Genomic DNA, 16,401 nt, shown 5'->3' with positions numbered 1-16,401 from the left:
GAAAGCCGGGCAGCGAGCTCTACCAGGACAAATTCCCAGCCTTGCCGGACTACACAGCCGCCATCGATCGGATTGCAAAACGCCAGGAAGTTGTCGCGGCACGTGGCGAGGTCAAGCCGATTGAGCGCACCGAAGCGCCCGAAATACCCCAGGTTCAAGCTACTATCGTTGGCGAGACCTCGATCATTCGGTTGCCCGATCGGATAAAAACCAATCGCGAGAAGCCCCAAGAACTTGATGTAGTCTCGAAAGAAGGGCACGAAACTACAGGTAGTCTGAGGCAGAGTGTCCAAGAGAGTAATGCAGCACCAAAACAGACTTCGCCGAAGGCGGCAAATGACGTGGATCGGCTGACACGGGATTTTGACGAGCGCATCCGCGTCCGCGGGGATGGACGTGGACTCTAAGTAAAAGAGGGTGCGTAACGCGCACCCTCTTCCACTCGCTGTCCCTGTATCCGTTCTCTGTCGCGAGAACGTCGATCACCTTTTCGGAACTCTTTCCAGATCTGCTTGAGGTTCCGTTGCCGGAGAAAGCATTGGCGAGGATTGCTGGGATCCGGCGGACGGCGATGCGATGTGCCGGTTCGGTGACCAATTCCATCAGAGACCGGCCGACGTATGGCCTGCCGAAGTGGAAACGGCTGATCAGCTTGCGAGGCCGAGCTACTTCCCCGGCAAGCGTCGGGTTCGGGGCATTGTTTTCCTCGACCATGGCGGTATTTTGCTGAGTTGCCCGGCTAAACTAGGCTTTGGCAGCCTGTTCTTTGAGGTCATGCCGTCACTGGCGATGTCATCGCGCGATCCGCACGCTCGGCGACACGAAACGGAAAGCGACCAGGCAGGGATGCTGCTGTCGTCGCCGAAGCACTCGTCAATATCCGAACTCCCTTATGCCGAAGGCGGCAAAGCAGGAGTTCTAAAAGAAAGTGCTATAACGATCCCGTCAACATCGAAAGCAGTAGGCCGTTCGTCGCGCAGACGGCCGATTTGCATCTGTTTGCCTGGCGCCGCCTCAAAGCGGACTATCGCCCGCCAATGTGCTTTTAGCTCTCCCCGTCAATCCTGAACTTGACGCTAAACTGAACTCAGGCCGGTGCTGGTTCCATGCTCATTCGCCAGCTCCTGGCCAATCACAACCGCGCTGCCGTCATTCCGGAAAAAGCACACGTGTACCTATTCATCAAGCGCGGCTCTGCCGCCAGGAGCCGTAGCACGCGAATTGATGTCAAATGAAACCAAACTGTCAAAGGCGGGAATTTGAATTTCGACATAAATATCAGTACTCATAAATTATTAAAGCACAAATTTAATGTTTTCCCTCATATTGCAAATTCTGAATGCGGTTTGATAAAGTTATTCTACGAACCAATACTATCATACGTCGAAAGCGTTAGCACTTTTACTTCGACGTTTGTTCTTTTTGCAATGCGCGCGGCGCAGCCAATGCCGAATGAAGCGTCTTGATCATGAGACCGTGTCGCGTCACCCCCGCTGGTTTTGAAAGAAGCGAGATGCACATGCTTATCTATCTTATCTATGGACCCACCTGTAGCGGAAAAACCGACTTGGCAGTACAAGTGGCCCGAGAAACGGGTTGGCCGGTAATAGCGCTCGATCGGGTACAATGCTGCCCCCAAATCGCTACCGGCAGTGGACGTCCTTTGGAATCGGAACTGCAATCCACCGAGCGAATCTACCTGGATTCGCGCCCACTCGCTGAGGGTGTGATCGATGCAGAGGCGGCTCATCGTCAGCTCATCTCAGAAGTAGAGAATCGCCGGACCTCTCCTGGTCTCATCCTCGAAGGCGGTTCGATTTCCCTTCTGAACTGTATGGCCACGGACACTTATTGGGAAGCCGATTTTAGATGGCATGTAAGGCGACTTCGTCTTGCGGCTCCAGATGTTTTCCTGCCGCGAGCAAGACGCCGGGTGACGGAAATGTTTGCTGTCAAGGACGAGCGCCGATCTCTGCTGCAGGAACTGACGGATCTCTGGAAGCAGGAGGCGCTCCGGCCGATACTGGAGGACATCGACGGGTATCGCTGCGCAATCCGGTTCGCCAAGGAACATGATATCGGGATTCGCGATTTGTTGCGTCTCGATTTGACGCGACAGCAGGCGCTGATCTCGGCCATCGCCGACGAATATTTTGATCATGCGCAGTGGCAGGAGCGCGACTTCCCTGATTGGCAGGAGGGCGGAAACGTTCGCCTCACTCCTCGGGTGGCATCAAACGCTAACTGAGTGTCGGAAGTTAACGTCGCGAAACGAAGAGATTTGTGATGACCCTACCGGCCAATCAATCGCCTGAATGGTCATATTGTGCAACGAACTCGGGGAGGCCACCGGCACTGCTCCAAAATCCGAGATTCATCATTCCGATACCCCACTGCATTTGGCCTTTTCGGTCTACATTTTCAACGGTGACAACAAGCTGCTAGTGACGCGCCGGGCATCTGATAAGATCACCTGGCCCGGTGTTCTTTCCAACAGTTGCTGTGGACACCCGCAACCTGGCGAACCGTTGACCGAGGCTATCGAGCGCCGGGGTCACGAGGAATTGCGGATACGTGCAGACGACATTCGTCTTGTGCTGCCGGAATTTTCCTATCGCGCTTCAATGACGAATGGGATCACCGAAAACGAGTTGTGCCCCGTATTCGCTGCACATTGCAAAACCTCCGGCGTCAACCCCGATTTGAATGAGGTGTCAGCGTGGGAATGGGTGCATTGGCAATGGTTTTTCGAAAGCGTACAGGCTGAGCGCTTGTTGGTGTCACCATGGTGTCGTGCACAAGTCGACCTGCTCGCACCACTTGGTGCGAACCCATCGCAATGGCCCGTAGCGGAGGAGCGGCGGCTACCAAAAGCTGCCAGAACGAAGATTGACGTTCAACTTAAGGTTTCTTAGCTAAGCCGCTCCCGGGCGTGGAGCTCGTAGGGAGTTTCTCAATTCGGGAAATAGCTGGCCTTCAAGAAGTTCGTTTTCTCAATTGGAGGAGCGTTTGAGATATTGCGTCTTTGCGGGTTCAAGCAACGGCCAAAATCCGGCCTATGTGAGCGCAGCAAACCAACTTGGCAAAGCTCTGGCGAGATCGGGCATCGGATTGGTGTACGGCGGCGCTTCGATTGGTTTAATGGGTGCTATTGCGGACGCGGCCCGAAGCGATGGCGGAGAGGTTATCGGCGTCATTCCCCGCGCGCTGGCCGAGAAGGAGATCGCACACACCGATCTTGCTGATCTACGCGTTGTCGAGACCATGCACGAGCGCAAAGCGCTGATGACGACGCTGCCGGATGGTTTTATCGCTTTACCAGGAGGATTGGGAACCCTCGAAGAGCTGTTCGAAGTATGGACATGGGCTCAGTTGGGTTACCACAATAAGCCCTGTGCACTGCTGGACGTAGCGGGCTTTTACAAAAGGCTAGATTCCTTTCTTGATCATATTGTTGGCGAAGCATTCTTGACAGCAAGTCATCGCAACATCCTCCTCGTCGAAGAGGACGCCGAGGTGCTCATTTCTGCCATGGCAAAAGATAGTGCCACTTGAAAGTTACGTTCAGAAGAGAGCGATTTTAGGCTACTCCGACGCTAACTGCGCGCTTTGCAGGTTACCTGAAACGTGTTGTCCAAAAAGCGAGATGGCACTACGAGCGCTGGTCCCCCCTGTGTTGGCTCTGTTTATTTTGTAACGAAATTGCTGTGGCAAACCGTAGCCGATTTCATATTTCTTGTTTCTCGCGGAATGTCGGGCTGAAAAACGTTCATCAAGAGGACTGATGCGATAGGCCACAGGGGGGCGATGCATGAGAAGGACGTCGGATGAGGCTGCAGCTACCCGGAGGCGGATTTTACGCTCTGCCGAGGCTGTGTTTATCGAAAAAGGATACGATGAAGCCTCCTTGCAGGAAATTGCCGCCGAAGCGGCCGTAACAACCGGCGCCATCCAGTGGCATTTCGGACAAAAAATGCACATTCTACTGGCCTTGCGCGATGAGTTATGCTGGCAGGCAAGAAAGCTCGGCAGCCTTCACGACGCAGGGATGGTTGAGGAGCCATTAAAGGCAGTCGCCGAGTTTGCCACATCAGCCATTAACCACTTTGCTGACAATGAAAACTGCAGGCGGATTTTCCAGATCTATGATAAGAAAGTCTCCGATACAGTGGCCTTCCATAATGAAGACCGCAAGTTTCAGCAGGAAGTGCGGGCTACGTTAGGGAGCGTTTTCGGATCCGCAGAGACGAGAAAGGAATTACTAGCTCCTTGGACCTCCGACACTGCGGCATATACCTTTTGGTTTGCAATGCGAGGAACGTTTCAGACCTGGCTGGAGGATGATTCGAGGTTTGACCTGAAGTCCGATGGCATGCGTATCGTTCAAACGATGCTTTCCTCGTACCAGCGCGCCGATTTGGTCACTGGATAAAACAATCGGAGTTCGCTCGCTTTTCCTCATCGCCCAAGCGTTTTCCGATACCGCGGTTCAGCACCGGTGACCTTTAATATTTCCAGCTTTGGACGTCGTGGTTGATATGTCTCACGGATGAAGGCTCGTATACGGCCGGGCCAGGTGTCACTAAACATCCTGGACCAGTTTAACCAGATGCAAAATCACGGATTGTTTTGGAAAAGCTAACCCAAGTGCATCATGCCGGCGTCTAGGGTAGGGGATCACCCCTCTTCCTGCAAATGTGCCATGAACACTTCTGCTGGGGTTTTTTATCCGAGGCATTTTCGCGGTTGATCCTTGAGATGGCGGGCAAGGTGGGTCAGGTCGCGCTGAGAGACGGCTGCAAGATCGGTATCACCTGGCATGAAGCGGCGAATGCGCTTGTTGGCATTTTCCACCGCACCTTTCTGTAGGCGTTCAGGTCCTTGTTGAAGAGAAGGACGCGGCTCGTTTGGTCCGGCTGAACGCGGAAATCCGAACACACCTGCGCCGCACCGCCGCCGATCGACGACGCTGCGGTATCGCGAAACCCGAGACTCGACAGCACAGGCCCGAGTTCCTTTGGGGCAGTACCCAGTATCAGGATGCCGATCCGACAGATAAGCTGCGGCGAGCTTATGTCCACTAAAGCCGCGATTTCGGAAAGGCTGAGACTGGAAGTGGGCCAGGACGCCGCCTCCTCGCTGATTTTCGACACGCGCGTACGGTGACGAATTCCGTATGATGTTCCACCTGCGTGCGCAAATTCTCACTGTGACACGGGTCGGTGGATATGCCGCGCGCACCATCCTGCGTAATCGGACCGGAGCGCATGACCGCAACATGCTCAACGAAGGCCGGACCGGTGAAGTAGATAGACGGCCGGGCATGGAGCTCAGCATTGAAATCCGTCGACATGTAGTTTCGCCCTACGAGGGGAAAACACTCCTGATGCAGGCCAACCGAACGAGCCTCTGTTTCAGATCAGTTGCCGTTCGAAAGGTGAGCTTTTGCGAGTGCTTCCTGTGCCGATTTTGCGTTAAGCGCGGCAAGCGCGCGTTCGACATGATGCGCAATTTCAGAGACGGTTTTGCCTTGAAGCAGAGCGATTTCGGCGAGCGTTTTGCCGCGAGACAGCCACCGAAGGCATGCTAGTTCTAATGGACCGGGCAACACAAACTCCATGACCACATCGCCGACCTTCAAACTCAATCATCCCCGTCACCGAGCCAGCGGGCGCGCACCGCTGGAAACTCGATTGACGACGACTCATCCAGTTCTTTTTGAGGAGGCCTCGCTGCACATGCGGCAGCGACAGAACGAATGCCAATCGGCCCGTAGTTCTCAACCAGGTTGACCGCCTCGGCTTGCCTGTTCTCGATATTTTGCCTGTTCAACTTGGTATCCTCAGGGTGTTCATTTTCCCGTTCAAAGTGGCAGCAACTCGACGACGAACGCCGTCGTCGGGCCGTTTGCCCGAAGAACGACTTTTTCGGCGCGATCCAGGTGAAGGGCATCGAGGCTTTCCAGTCGCTCCCCGGAATTCTTTAGCGCGCAGCCGGACATCACGATGACGAACACCACCGCGACATCCGATCCGACCTCCAATTCGCCATCAAGCCTGCACCTCGCAACGCGATGACCGAAGCGTCCCCTCCGGCTCATGACATTGAGGTCGCTGATAGGGCCATCCACCAGTCGAGCGGTGGTCGGGACGTCCGCTCGAAAGGTAAAAGGCGGACTATTCTGAGAGCAGACGGTGGCGGGCTCCCCGGCAATCGCGAGTTCTATCCCCTCCCCCGTCAGCACGCTCAACGTCCGATCGACTTCATCGAATGTCGAGAAAGGCCCATCGAGAGCGACCGTCGCGGTGCTGATGCGCCAGTCGAAATCGTCGACCGACGCATCCGGAGGGGAGACGGCGATCTCCACCGTCTCTCCCTTGCCGTTCTTCCACATCGTGCGCTTGTACTGCGCGGAACGCAGAACGCGCATTTGCTTCAGTTCCCGAGAATGCCCGGCAGACGCAGGCCTTTGTCCTTGGCGCAGTCGATGGCGATCTCGTAGCCCGCATCGGCGTGGCGCATGACTCCGGTCGCCGGGTCGTTCCAGAGAACGCGCTCCAGCCGCTTGGCGGCATCGTCGGAGCCGTCGGCGCAGATGACAACGCCCGAATGCTGGCTAAAGCCCATGCCAACGCCGCCGCCATGGTGTAGCGACACCCAGGTAGCCCCCGATGCGGTGTTGAGCAGTGCGTTGAGCAGCGGCCAGTCGGAGACGGCGTCAGAGCCGTCCTTCATCGCTTCGGTCTCGCGGTTGGGCGAGGCGACCGATCCGGAGTCGAGATGGTCGCGACCGATGACCACGGGTGCCGAAAGCTCGCCGTTCTTGACCATCTCATTGAAGGCCAGCGCCAGGCGATGACGGTCGGCGAGGCCGACCCAGCAGATGCGAGCCGGCAGGCCCTGGAAGGCGATGCGTTCGCGGGCCATGTCAAGCCAGTTGTGCAGGTGCCTGTTGTCGGGCAGCAGGTCCTTGACCTTGGCGTCGGTCTTGTAGATGTCCTCCGGATCGCCGGAAAGGGCGGCCCAGCGGAACGGACCGATGCCGCGGCAGAAGAGCGGGCGGATATAGGCCGGAACGAAACCCGGGAAGGCGAAGGCGTTCTCAAGACCTTCCTCCTTTGCGACCTGGCGGATGTTGTTGCCGTAGTCGAGCGTCGGCACCCCGGCATCCCAGAAGGCAACCATGGCTTCGACATGGACTTTCATCGAGGCGCGGGCGGCAGCCTCGACGGTCTTCGGGTCGCTTTCGCGCTTGGCCTTGTGCTGGGCAACGGTCCAGCCGATTGGCAGATAACCGTTGAGCGGATCATGGGCCGAGGTCTGATCGGTGACGATGTCGGGGCGTGGACCACCGGCCTCCATACGCCGCACGAGCTCGGGGAAAATTTCCGCGGCATTGCCCAGCAGGCCGACGGATTTTGCCTCGCCGGCTTTGGTCCAGCGCTGGATCATCTCGAGGGCCTCGTCGAGCGTCCTTGCCTTCTCGTCGACATAGCGGGTGCGAAGACGGAAATCGATGCGGGTCTCATCGCTTTCGACGGCCAGGCAGCAGGCACCTGCCATGACGGCGGCGAGCGGCTGGGCGCCGCCCATGCCGCCGAGACCGCCGGTCAGGATCCATTTGCCTTTGAGATTGCCGCCGTAATGCTGGCGGCCGGCCTCGACGAAGGTTTCGTAGGTGCCCTGCACGATGCCCTGCGTGCCGATATAGATCCACGAGCCGGCCGTCATCTGGCCGTACATGGCAAGGCCCTTCTTATCCAGCTCGTTGAAATGGTCCCAGGTTGCCCAGTGCGGCACGAGGTTCGAGTTGGCGATCAGGACGCGCGGCGCATCCTTGTGGGTCCGGAAGACACCGACCGGCTTGCCCGACTGAACGAGCAGGGTCTCATCCGCATTGAGCGTCTTCAGCGTCGCCGCAATCGTTTCGAAGTCGTTCCAGGTGCGTGCCGCCCGGCCGATGCCGCCATAAACCACCAGCTCGTGGGGGTTTTCAGCCACATCAGGATCGAGGTTGTTCATCAGCATGCGCAGCGGCGCTTCGGTCATCCAGCTCTTGGTGTTGAGCTCCGAGCCGCGTGGCGCGCGAACTTCGCGGATATTGTGTCGAGGATTGGTCATGGTCAGTGGCTCCCAATATTCACTTCTTGAGTTCGGATGCGGCGCGCTCGAGGTTGGTCAGAATGTCCCTGAGACGGGCGCGGATGCGCTCGGCTTTTGCGGTGTCATAGGAAAATGGCGGTTCCTCTGCCGAAAGATGAGTCGATTGCGCCAGTTCCATTTGGATCGCGTGGACGCCGCTTTCGAGCGTGCCGTAATGCCTTGTGGTCCACCCTCCCTTGAACCGACCGTTCAACGTGCGTGTGTAGCCATCAGCATTGCGAACGACGTTAACGACGGCCGCCGCGACTGCGGGATGACACGACTGCCCGTCATTGGTCCCGATATTGAAGTCGGGCAACGTTCCCTCGAACAGGAAGGGAATGTGCGAGCGGATTGAGTGACAGTCATAGACAATGGCCAAGCCGTGAATTGCCTTCACCCGCTCGATCTCTGATTGGAGGGCGGTATGGTAGGGTGAGTGGAAAGTAGCGACTCGTTGAGCGATATCGTCGTCTGTCGGTTCCGCACCGGATTTCCAGATGGCTTCACCATCAAAGTCCGTTTTGGGGATAAGGCCAGTGGTGTTCTGCCCAGGGTACAAACTCGCCCCTTCCGGATCCCGGTTGGCATCAATGACGTAGCGATGAAACATCGCTCGAACGACTGTGGCTTTCTCTAAAAGACCATCGTACAGATTATGTATATACCAATCGGTATCGATCAGCTGCCGGCCATTGTCGTTCAACCGCTCCCAGATCTCGCTCGGAACATCGGTACCGGTATGGGGCATTGCTAGAATAACCGGAGAGGTGCCGTGGCGAACTTCAAAAACACTCATGATTTCTTCTCTTCTACGACTAGCGAATGGAGGTGAAAGAACCAGCCAGGTTCGAAACGCCAGGGACATGACTTAAAGTCACGGCCGCAGTCCTCGTCCCTTAAATATTCGCGCATGCAGGGGATTGAAGCCCATCCGCTAGACCAGCTCAGCTGGCCGTCCGATATTCCAGATCGCGAAATCAGCGGACCTTCCGACCTCGAGGGTTCCAGTTTCATGCAAGAGACCAAGGGCACGTGCAGCCTCTCTTGTCGCGCCAGCGACGCACTCGTCGACCGTCAAGCCGAACAACGTGGCTGCCATATTCATAGTCAGCAGCAACGAGGTCCGTGGTGAAGTGCCCGGATTGCAGTCTGTTGCGATAGCGATAGGCGTGCCGGCATTGCGAAGCGCTTGCACTGGCGGCAGCTGCTTTTCTCGGAGTGTATAGAATGCTCCTGGCAGAAGAACAGCCACCGTACCAGCCATAGCGAGCGCTTGGGCACCTTCTTCATCGAGGCACTCAAGATGATCTGCCGAGAGCGCTCGATAGGACGCGGCTAGCTTTGCTCCTCCAAGATCGGATAGCTGCTCCGCGTGCAACTTTACCGGAAGGCCTATCGCAGTCGCCTTGTCGAATACCTTGGATATCTCCGCTGGCGAAAATGCGATATTTTCACAAAAACCATCCACCGCATCGATGAGACCTTCCCTCCTGCCCCGCTCGAGTCCAGGGATGACGACATCCTTGATGTAGTCGCCATTCCTGCCTCTGTAACTTGACGGGATCGCATGGGCGGCGAGATAAGTGGTCACGACGCGCACCGGTCTCAGCGTCTCCAATCCCCTTGCCACACGCAGCATTTTCAATTCAGCTTCGACGTTGAGGCCGTAGCCAGACTTTATCTCGACCGTCGACAGTCTCTCTTCCATGAGGGCGTCAAGTCGAGGCAGATCTTGCAAAACGAGTTCATCCTCGGAAAATTTGTTCGTGGCGTTTACAGAAGAAGCAATTCCCCCACCGGCCAGTGCGATCTCCTCACACGACGCACCGGCGAGTCGCATTTCGAATTCGTGTGCGCGGTCGCCACCGAATACCAAGTGCGTATGGCAGTCGATCAATGCCGGCGTCACCCACCGGCCCTCCAAATCGACTTGAACCGCGCCTCTCGCCAACGCCGGGAGATTTGCGTCGGTTCCGACGTATGCGATGCGGTCACCTCTGACCACTATCGCGCCACCCTCTACGACACCCAGGCCGTCTCGATCTCCCGCGACAGTCGCCAGATGCGCGTTCCTCCAAACGACGATTTCCTCATCGGATGCGGGCGTTGCCACTGACATCTCGATCCCCGTTGCTCTATATTTGTCTTTCATTACTGATATTTTGTATATACCAATACACGGAATTGCAAGCACCAAAGTTGCCTGCGTTTCGCAAAAAATCAGAGGGAAGCTATGAAGGAATTGAACAGTTCAGCACTTTTCGCACGGAAGGCCCTTCTTCCGAGCGGCTGGCACGACAATGTCAGGGTGTTGGTCGAGAGCGGAACCATCGCGTCGGTATCGACCGATGCTGATCCTGCACCATCCGACGAACACCATCAAATCATTCTGCCTGCGATGGGCAATCTCCATAGCCACGCCTTTCAGCGCGCAATGGCAGGTCTGGCCGAGACCCGCGGGCCGTCAGATGACAGCTTCTGGAGCTGGCGAAATGTAATGTACCGGTTCGCCTTGACGATGAGCCCCGACGATGTCGAGGCTGTTGCGTCCCAGCTCTACATGGAAATGCTTGAAGCAGGTTTCAGCCGTGTCGGCGAGTTTCACTACCTGCATCATAGCCCGGATGGAAACCATTACTCCAACATTGCGGAAATGGCGGAACGAGTCGCAGCGGCCGCGAGTGCCACCGGAATAAACTTGACCCTGCTACCTGTCTTTTACGCCCACTCGGATTTCGGCGGACTCGAACCGGTGGAGGGGCAACGACGATTTATCAATTCGCTCGACAGCTTCGAACGACTAATGGTTGCGTGCCGATCTCTAGTCGCGAAAATCGACGGCGCCGAGCTTGGTGTCGCACCACACAGCCTGAGAGCCGTCATACCGCAGGAACTGCTTGCGGTCACCTCAATGTCTGGCGGAGGGCCAATCCATATCCATATCGCCGAGCAGATGAAGGAAGTTTCGGATTGTATTGCCTGGTCCTCTGCTCGTCCTGTTGAATGGTTGTTGGACAATGCACCTGTGGACCAGCGCTGGTGCCTAATTCACGCAACTCATATGACCGAAATCGAAACGGCAAGAATGGCGCGGACTGGCGCTATCGCTGGGCTTTGCCCGATTACCGAGGCCAATCTTGGCGACGGTATTTTTCCAGGCCAAATTTTCTGCGAACAAGGAGGCCGTGTCGGCATTGGTTCCGACTCGAACGTTCTCATTTCCCTGAACGGAGAGCTGCGGCAACTTGAATATTCACAACGACTGCGACTCCAAGCACGTAACGTCCTGGCAGCGCCGGGCGGCTCAACGGGTCGCAATCTTATCGTCTCTGCCGTCCGCGGCGGCGCCATGGCGCTGAACGCGGAGAGTGGCATTGAGGTACACAATTCTGCCGACATGCTTTCACTCAATCTCACAGAAGTTCCCTATCTCGAAGATGACGAGATCCTGGATCATTGGATCTTTGCAGATGGGGTTGCGATCGACAACGTTTGGGTTCAAGGCCGCAGACAAGTGGTAGCCGGTCGCCACGTCGCCCGAGACAAGATCAATCGACGCTTCCTCACCACAATGCAGAAGTTGGTTCGCCGCTGATCGACACGCGGAGGCGAGTTGGCGGTCTTGTCCTTGCAAGGTCGCCTGTTTTGCGTTGGCGTAATTTCGAGGCGTCGGGGAATAAACTGGCATGCAAAAAGGGGCGCCGAGCGCCCCTTCTTAAAATTAAATTTCAGATGTGATCATATCTACTGTACTAGCCGCGACGACCGGTAAAGACGTTCAGCCCCACCAGACGGTCGATTATGAGAACGACGATGGCCGAACCAATCACCGACCAGGTGGCAACTGCGGCTATCAATGGCCTGTATTGGTAGAGGAGATACTCATAGATTTTGATCGGCAGTGGCTGCAGTTCGCGCGGCGTGAGGAAGACCGAGATGGAGAAGTCATTCCACGAGGTTATGAAAGCAAAGAGAAAGCCAGCGATCACACCAGGTTTGATCAACGGCAACGTTACTGACACAAACGTACGCCACGGATTTGCGCCGACACTGCTTGCAGCATCCTCCAGCGCGGGGTCGAGGTTCTCGGTAACGGCTGTGATCGTTCGTACCGGGTATGGCATGGTGATCATCACGTGGCCGATGACGAGCGCAAATAGGTTCGTCACCCCGAAAGCGTAGATCATCACCGAATACAACGACAGAGCAAAGATCACCGAGGGTACGAGCAACGGCCCCATGAACGACAAAGTCAGGACCTTCGCCACCGTGGGCGGTGCTTTCCGCAATTGGAGCGCGACCGGAAGTGCGAAGATCGTTGAGACCGTGGCTGCTACTGCTGCGACGGCAAAGCTGATGAGGGCGCCATTCACGAAGCTTCTGTCCGTGAGAGCCGCAATCATCCAATGCAACGTCAATTGCTTGGGCGGAAAGAACATGGCTTCCGCGTTCAAAGCTGCGCCGGCGACCACAAACAGTGGCGCCACGACGGTGACGAACGCGCAGAAAGCGGCAATACCTAATCCTGTGGGGAGTGGCAACCACACCTTCCTGGCCGAAACGCCCTTCCCCGTCGAGACAGTTGTGGTAGCGCTCATGCTGCTCTCCTCGCCGTGCGGAATGTTTGATTGATGGCAAACAAATAGATTGCAGTAATCAGGATGCTCAGAATCGTCAGGCTTATGCCGATCGCCGCTGCGAAGGGGAAGTTCCCCTGCACGGTGGCTTGTTCGTAGGCCATCATGCCCATCATTTTGACCCGACCGCCGCCCATGAGGGACGGAATCGCAAAAGCTGCGGCGTTCAAAGTGAACGCAATCAGTGTGCCCGCCACGACTCCGGGCAGCGACAGCGGGAAGGTTACGGCCCAAAAGGTCTTGTACTTGTTGGCGCCCACGCTTGCCGCCGCCTCTTTGAGGGCCGGGTCGATCGCGGCTATGACACCGATAAGAGGCAAAACGACATACGGGATGGCGATCTGAACCAACCCTATCAAAACCCCAAGCTCGGTATACATGATGCGGACCTTCGGCATCCCCATGAAGGTCAGGGCGCTATCAATAAGTCCGCCGCTCATTAGAAGAACATTCAATCCAAAGATCCGGATAACGATGTTCACAGAGAGGGACACAACCACCATGCTGGTGAGAAACCCTCTGCGGTCAGCAGGGAGCTCGGCAATGTAGTAGGCCAGCACATACCCGATAATCAGAGCAAGCACCGTGGACAAAACCGACAGCTTAACGGTCGTCCAGAGCGCTGTTTCGAGATAGAAGGGGTCCGTCCAGAACCTCGCGTAGTGCTCTAGCGTGCCTGTAAATACAGGCGCGCTGCCAACCTCATGGGAGGACATGCTCGTCGCAACGAGCCAGCACATGGGAACGAAAAAGAACAAGATGACGAAGGCGAACGGCAGGAACAGCGGCGCTTGGGTAGACCACGCAACCACACGCTCCCAAAGTCCTCTGCGTTCATCACTCTGCGGCAACGACGGCGTTAGTGACATTGATCCTGACCTTGTCTCCGGGTTTCAAAACATCGGCGTTAGACCGTTCCTGCAGGAAAACGGGCGCCTCAGGTTCGTGAGTGAGTTTGATCCCATATCGAATTGCAGAGCCTTCATAGATCACATCGCCGACCGTGCCCTCGAGCTGATTTGCAGGCGGATTGCTGCCCTGCCGTTCAAGTACCAGCCACTCGGGCCGAACAATAACGGTGACCTTCTCTCCGACCGCCCTGGCCGACGGCGCATGCGCAGTCACGACGGCGCCATTGCTGAGCTTGATTTCGGCCCTGCTCTCCTTGGAATTCTGCACCAGTTCTCCGGGCAGGAAATTTGCGCTACCAAGAAAGCCGGCAACAAAACGGTTCGCCGGGCGCTCATAGACTGTCCTCGGGTCGGCGATTTGCTGAATCCTTCCGGATTGCATGACCACCACTTGGTCGGACATGGAGAGCGCCTCCTCCTGATCGTGCGTGACGAATAGCATCGTCACCCCAAGAGACCGCTGCAGTCGCTTCAATTCAATACGGAGTTCTTCCCGCAAGCGCCGATCCAGATTGGACAGCGGCTCATCAAGAATGATCACCTCAGGATCGATCGCAAGCGCTCGTGCCATGGCGACGCGTTGCTGCTGCCCGCCACTGAGTTCACGAGGATATCGATCCTTCAAGCCGGTCAATTGCACCATGCTGAGGGCACGGTCTACACGACGCGCGATCTCTTCCCGGGGCAGCTTGCGTATGCGAAGACCGAACGAGAGGATTTCTGCCACAGTCATGTGGGGCCACAGGGCGTAGTTTTGGAAGACCACGCCGATGTTGCGTTTGTAGGGAGGCAGGTTGGTAACCTCCCTGCCTCTGATCGAAACACGCCCGCTGTCGGGAATGATGAAGCCCCCGATCACACGCAATGTCGTTGTCTTGCCGCAACCACTTGGGCCGAGAACGGTGATGAACTCACCGTTCTTGACCTGAAGGGAGACGTCGTCCAGAACGTTGATGTCGCCGTACGTCTTGCGGCAGTGCGACAGTTCAATGTCGAAACTTTGGGTCATTATCGTTGAATTTCCCGTTCCCAGCGCTGCTGCCATTGATCATAGACCGAAACGATGTACTTCCAGTCGGCGCTTTTCAGATCCTTGACGTTGTCTGGCGTGATCATGATCTTTGCCTGGACTTCCTGCGGCAGCTTAGCTTCGCGGTTCGTCGGGAAATAACCAAGGCGAGTGGCCATATTGAGTCCCGAGGCGGGGCTCAGTAAGTGGTTGACCAGCTTCTCGGCCAACTCGGTGTTCGGACGTCCGGCAACGACGCTAAGCGTCGAGGCGAGCGGGAAAAATCCTTCCTTCGGAATGACGCCCTGGATTTTTACGCCTTCAGTGTCACGCGCCCAGCCGATGCGGCCATCGGTCCACATGCTCATGGAGATCTGGTCGTTGCGATACAGTTCGAGATGGTTGGCGTGCGAGTCCACCCAGACGTCGATGTTCTGAGCGATCTTGGCCATTTCGGCGAAGCCGGCGTCGGGATGACGCTCGTCGCCGCCGGCCTCTTTCGCAAAGAGAGTGATTAGATCGATATTTTCAGGCCGGAATCCGCGCAGCGCGATGCGGCCCTTGTATTCCGGCTTCGCGAGATCATGCCACGATTGCGGCGGCTTCACCTCCGCAGGATTGTAAGCGAGCACATATGCGCCGAAATTCGCTGCGACGACCGCGTCGGAGTAGATCGCATTCGGGTGAATGTCCTTCAGGTTGGTAACCAGCTTCGGATCGAGCGGCGCAAACGCCTTCTCGGCTTCCATGCGAAGCGCGAAAACCGGATCAGAAACGATAACGTCGACTTCCTTGTTGCGGACACGGGCTATGTTGTTCGCGCCGGACCCGGCAACAATGGTGACCTTGACGTCGTTTTCCTGTTCGAAGGATTTCACGCTCGCAGCCATTGCTTCGTCATAGGCACCGCCAAAACCGCTGACGATCAGCTCCTTTTGTTGCGCCTGAGCTCCTGAACTCAGCGCGCAAGCTGCGACCAACATTGCGCCACCGACGATGGCTTTCCCAAATTGCCATTTCATGGTTAGTTCCCCTTGGTTGGGGTTTGGCTCGCAGCAACGCGAGACAAACCGTTCTGCGTCGGACACCGTGCCCTACCGCAAACATTGAGTTGACTTCAGGTTTGAGATTTGCCTCCGTTGCTTGAGGCTCATCATCTCATATACAAATGCCGCTTCTTTTCCGCTGGGATCTGTCCTCGGAGGAGCTAAGGCTCAGCGTCATCGGGGCGATATGTTTGGCAGTTGCATGCCAGATAGCCACGCCAATCCGCCCCTAAAGAAACGCGTCGTCAAGTCGGTTACATGGCTGAAACAGAACGAACTTCCGTCATCCAGGACGCTGTGTCCCGCATTGTTCGGAAGGTCACTGATTTTGTCGAATTCAAACCAGAATGCCATTTCGCCGTTCTCCTGTTACCGCATGTTTCCTGCGGTTTGGTCTATACATATTAACAGAAAGGCTTAGCCAATCAAGTCAATTTTTTGTCGCCAAAGGGAGGCGGCTCGCGTTAGAAACCGCCCCGGCTGAACGCTTGTTATGCGAGTTCGATCGTGAGCATGATCGGCTTCTTGTCGCCAAAGTTGCTTTCCAGAACAGCGCGACCAACCTTATAGATATCGTCGGCATACTCCGGCAGGATCTCACCGAGAACCGGTGTCGCAATATCTTCGGTGACTTCACCATACTGGACGATGAC

At 56.3% G+C, this 16,401-nt stretch carries 16 protein-coding genes and 1 pseudogene; 7 read left to right on the top strand and 10 right to left on the bottom strand.

Annotation, left to right across the window (positions count from 1 at the left end):
• From EXN68_RS27525 to EXN68_RS28105, 5 genes are all read left to right on the top strand, one after another.
• Window positions 1-407, top strand: a 407-nt coding sequence (locus EXN68_RS27525; protein ID WP_161596398.1) for a hypothetical protein, incomplete at its 5' end; no start/stop codon positions are given.
• A 1,112-nt stretch (window positions 408-1,519) separates the two neighbouring features.
• Complete coding sequence (locus tag EXN68_RS27105) at window positions 1,520-2,248, top strand: isopentenyl transferase family protein (RefSeq protein ID WP_077768184.1); 729 nt, start codon at window positions 1,520-1,522, stop codon at window positions 2,246-2,248.
• A 76-nt stretch (window positions 2,249-2,324) separates the two neighbouring features.
• The gene (idi, locus tag EXN68_RS27100; protein WP_309546945.1) at window positions 2,325-2,915 is read left to right on the top strand and encodes an isopentenyl-diphosphate Delta-isomerase; all 591 of its coding nucleotides are present in this window, start codon (window positions 2,325-2,327) and stop codon (window positions 2,913-2,915) included.
• 94 nt (window positions 2,916-3,009) lie between these two features.
• Window positions 3,010-3,555 carry an LOG family protein gene (locus EXN68_RS27095; RefSeq protein WP_077768185.1) on the top strand — a complete coding sequence of 182 codons (546 nt, stop codon included), beginning with the start codon at window positions 3,010-3,012 and terminating at the stop codon, window positions 3,553-3,555.
• 256 nt (window positions 3,556-3,811) lie between these two features.
• Entirely contained in the window at window positions 3,812-4,432 is a 621-nt protein-coding gene (locus EXN68_RS28105) for a TetR/AcrR family transcriptional regulator (protein ID WP_077768155.1), read from the top strand.
• A 293-nt stretch (window positions 4,433-4,725) separates the two neighbouring features.
• Here EXN68_RS28105 and EXN68_RS27085 read toward each other — a convergent pair.
• A pseudogene (locus tag EXN68_RS27085) lies at window positions 4,726-4,866 on the bottom strand (IS30 family transposase); the annotation flags it as partial.
• 310 nt (window positions 4,867-5,176) lie between these two features.
• On the opposite strand from EXN68_RS27085, the gene EXN68_RS27520 reads away from it, so the two are divergent.
• Window positions 5,177-5,590 carry a hypothetical protein gene (locus EXN68_RS27520; protein ID WP_161596397.1) on the top strand — a complete coding sequence of 138 codons (414 nt, stop codon included), beginning with the start codon at window positions 5,177-5,179 and terminating at the stop codon, window positions 5,588-5,590.
• A gap of 53 nt (window positions 5,591-5,643) precedes the next feature.
• On the opposite strand, the gene EXN68_RS27070 is transcribed toward EXN68_RS27520, so the two are convergent.
• The 5 genes from EXN68_RS27070 to hutI form a co-directional block, all read right to left on the bottom strand.
• Complete coding sequence (locus EXN68_RS27070; protein WP_077768157.1) at window positions 5,644-5,832, bottom strand: hypothetical protein; 189 nt, start codon at window positions 5,830-5,832, stop codon at window positions 5,644-5,646.
• Between the two features lie 31 nt (window positions 5,833-5,863).
• The gene (locus EXN68_RS27065; protein WP_012475936.1) at window positions 5,864-6,430 is read right to left on the bottom strand and encodes a HutD/Ves family protein; all 567 of its coding nucleotides are present in this window, start codon (window positions 6,428-6,430) and stop codon (window positions 5,864-5,866) included.
• 5 nt (window positions 6,431-6,435) lie between these two features.
• Complete coding sequence (gene hutU / locus EXN68_RS27060) at window positions 6,436-8,121, bottom strand: urocanate hydratase (protein WP_012475935.1); 1,686 nt, start codon at window positions 8,119-8,121, stop codon at window positions 6,436-6,438.
• A gap of 19 nt (window positions 8,122-8,140) precedes the next feature.
• Window positions 8,141-8,941, bottom strand: a complete 801-nt coding sequence (gene hutG / locus EXN68_RS27055) for an N-formylglutamate deformylase (protein ID WP_077768158.1) — start codon at window positions 8,939-8,941, stop codon at window positions 8,141-8,143.
• Window positions 8,942-9,079: 138 nt separating this feature from the next.
• Window positions 9,080-10,264, bottom strand: coding sequence for an imidazolonepropionase (gene hutI / locus EXN68_RS27050; RefSeq protein ID WP_234888143.1), 1,185 nt, complete (start codon window positions 10,262-10,264; stop codon window positions 9,080-9,082).
• A gap of 114 nt (window positions 10,265-10,378) precedes the next feature.
• On the opposite strand from hutI, the gene EXN68_RS27045 reads away from it, so the two are divergent.
• The gene (locus EXN68_RS27045; RefSeq protein WP_012475932.1) at window positions 10,379-11,740 is read left to right on the top strand and encodes a formimidoylglutamate deiminase; all 1,362 of its coding nucleotides are present in this window, start codon (window positions 10,379-10,381) and stop codon (window positions 11,738-11,740) included.
• A 157-nt stretch (window positions 11,741-11,897) separates the two neighbouring features.
• Here the strand turns inward: EXN68_RS27045 and EXN68_RS27040 are convergent, their stop codons facing one another.
• Genes EXN68_RS27040 through EXN68_RS27025 form a run of 4 tightly spaced genes read right to left on the bottom strand, consistent with a single transcriptional unit; the run spans window position 11,898 to window position 15,724 of the window.
• On the bottom strand, window positions 11,898-12,743 hold the full coding sequence (locus EXN68_RS27040; protein WP_012475931.1) for an ABC transporter permease: 846 nt from the start codon (window positions 12,741-12,743) through the stop codon (window positions 11,898-11,900).
• Window positions 12,740-13,651 (bottom strand): ABC transporter permease, encoded by a 912-nt coding sequence (locus tag EXN68_RS27035; RefSeq protein ID WP_012475930.1) that lies wholly within the window; start codon window positions 13,649-13,651, stop codon window positions 12,740-12,742. Before EXN68_RS27035 ends, EXN68_RS27040 begins: the two co-directional genes overlap by 4 nt.
• A complete protein-coding gene (locus EXN68_RS27030; protein WP_077768160.1) occupies window positions 13,620-14,702 on the bottom strand; it encodes an ABC transporter ATP-binding protein in 1,083 nt (360 codons plus the stop codon). Before EXN68_RS27030 ends, EXN68_RS27035 begins: the two co-directional genes overlap by 32 nt.
• On the bottom strand, window positions 14,702-15,724 hold the full coding sequence (locus tag EXN68_RS27025) for an ABC transporter substrate-binding protein (protein WP_077768161.1): 1,023 nt from the start codon (window positions 15,722-15,724) through the stop codon (window positions 14,702-14,704). Before EXN68_RS27025 ends, EXN68_RS27030 begins: the two co-directional genes overlap by 1 nt.
• Window positions 15,725-16,401 lie beyond the last annotated feature (677 nt).

Source organism: Martinezella rhizogenes, from assembly GCF_007002745.1.
GTDB classification, from domain to species: Bacteria; Pseudomonadota; Alphaproteobacteria; order Rhizobiales; family Rhizobiaceae; genus Agrobacterium; species Agrobacterium cucumeris.
Note: the sequence above shows the minus strand (reverse complement) of the source record. Positions and strands in the feature narration are given on the sequence as shown.

Coding starts and splice junctions, on each gene's coding strand:
- hutG (WP_077768158.1), bottom strand. CDS start 8,941: ATGAGTGTTTTTGAAGTTCGCCACGGCACCTCTCCGGTTATTCTAGCA.
- EXN68_RS27520 (WP_161596397.1), top strand. CDS start 5,177: ATGATGTTCCACCTGCGTGCGCAAATTCTCACTGTGACACGGGTCGGT.
- EXN68_RS27065 (WP_012475936.1), bottom strand. CDS start 6,430: ATGCGCGTTCTGCGTTCCGCGCAGTACAAGCGCACGATGTGGAAGAAC.
- EXN68_RS27025 (WP_077768161.1), bottom strand. CDS start 15,724: ATGAAATGGCAATTTGGGAAAGCCATCGTCGGTGGCGCAATGTTGGTC.
- EXN68_RS27035 (WP_012475930.1), bottom strand. CDS start 13,651: ATGTCACTAACGCCGTCGTTGCCGCAGAGTGATGAACGCAGAGGACTT.
- EXN68_RS27105 (WP_077768184.1), top strand. CDS start 1,520: ATGCTTATCTATCTTATCTATGGACCCACCTGTAGCGGAAAAACCGAC.
- EXN68_RS27040 (WP_012475931.1), bottom strand. CDS start 12,743: ATGAGCGCTACCACAACTGTCTCGACGGGGAAGGGCGTTTCGGCCAGG.
- hutU (WP_012475935.1), bottom strand. CDS start 8,121: ATGACCAATCCTCGACACAATATCCGCGAAGTTCGCGCGCCACGCGGC.
- EXN68_RS27030 (WP_077768160.1), bottom strand. CDS start 14,702: ATGACCCAAAGTTTCGACATTGAACTGTCGCACTGCCGCAAGACGTAC.
- EXN68_RS27045 (WP_012475932.1), top strand. CDS start 10,379: ATGAAGGAATTGAACAGTTCAGCACTTTTCGCACGGAAGGCCCTTCTT.
- hutI (WP_234888143.1), bottom strand. CDS start 10,264: ATGTCAGTGGCAACGCCCGCATCCGATGAGGAAATCGTCGTTTGGAGG.
- EXN68_RS28105 (WP_077768155.1), top strand. CDS start 3,812: ATGAGAAGGACGTCGGATGAGGCTGCAGCTACCCGGAGGCGGATTTTA.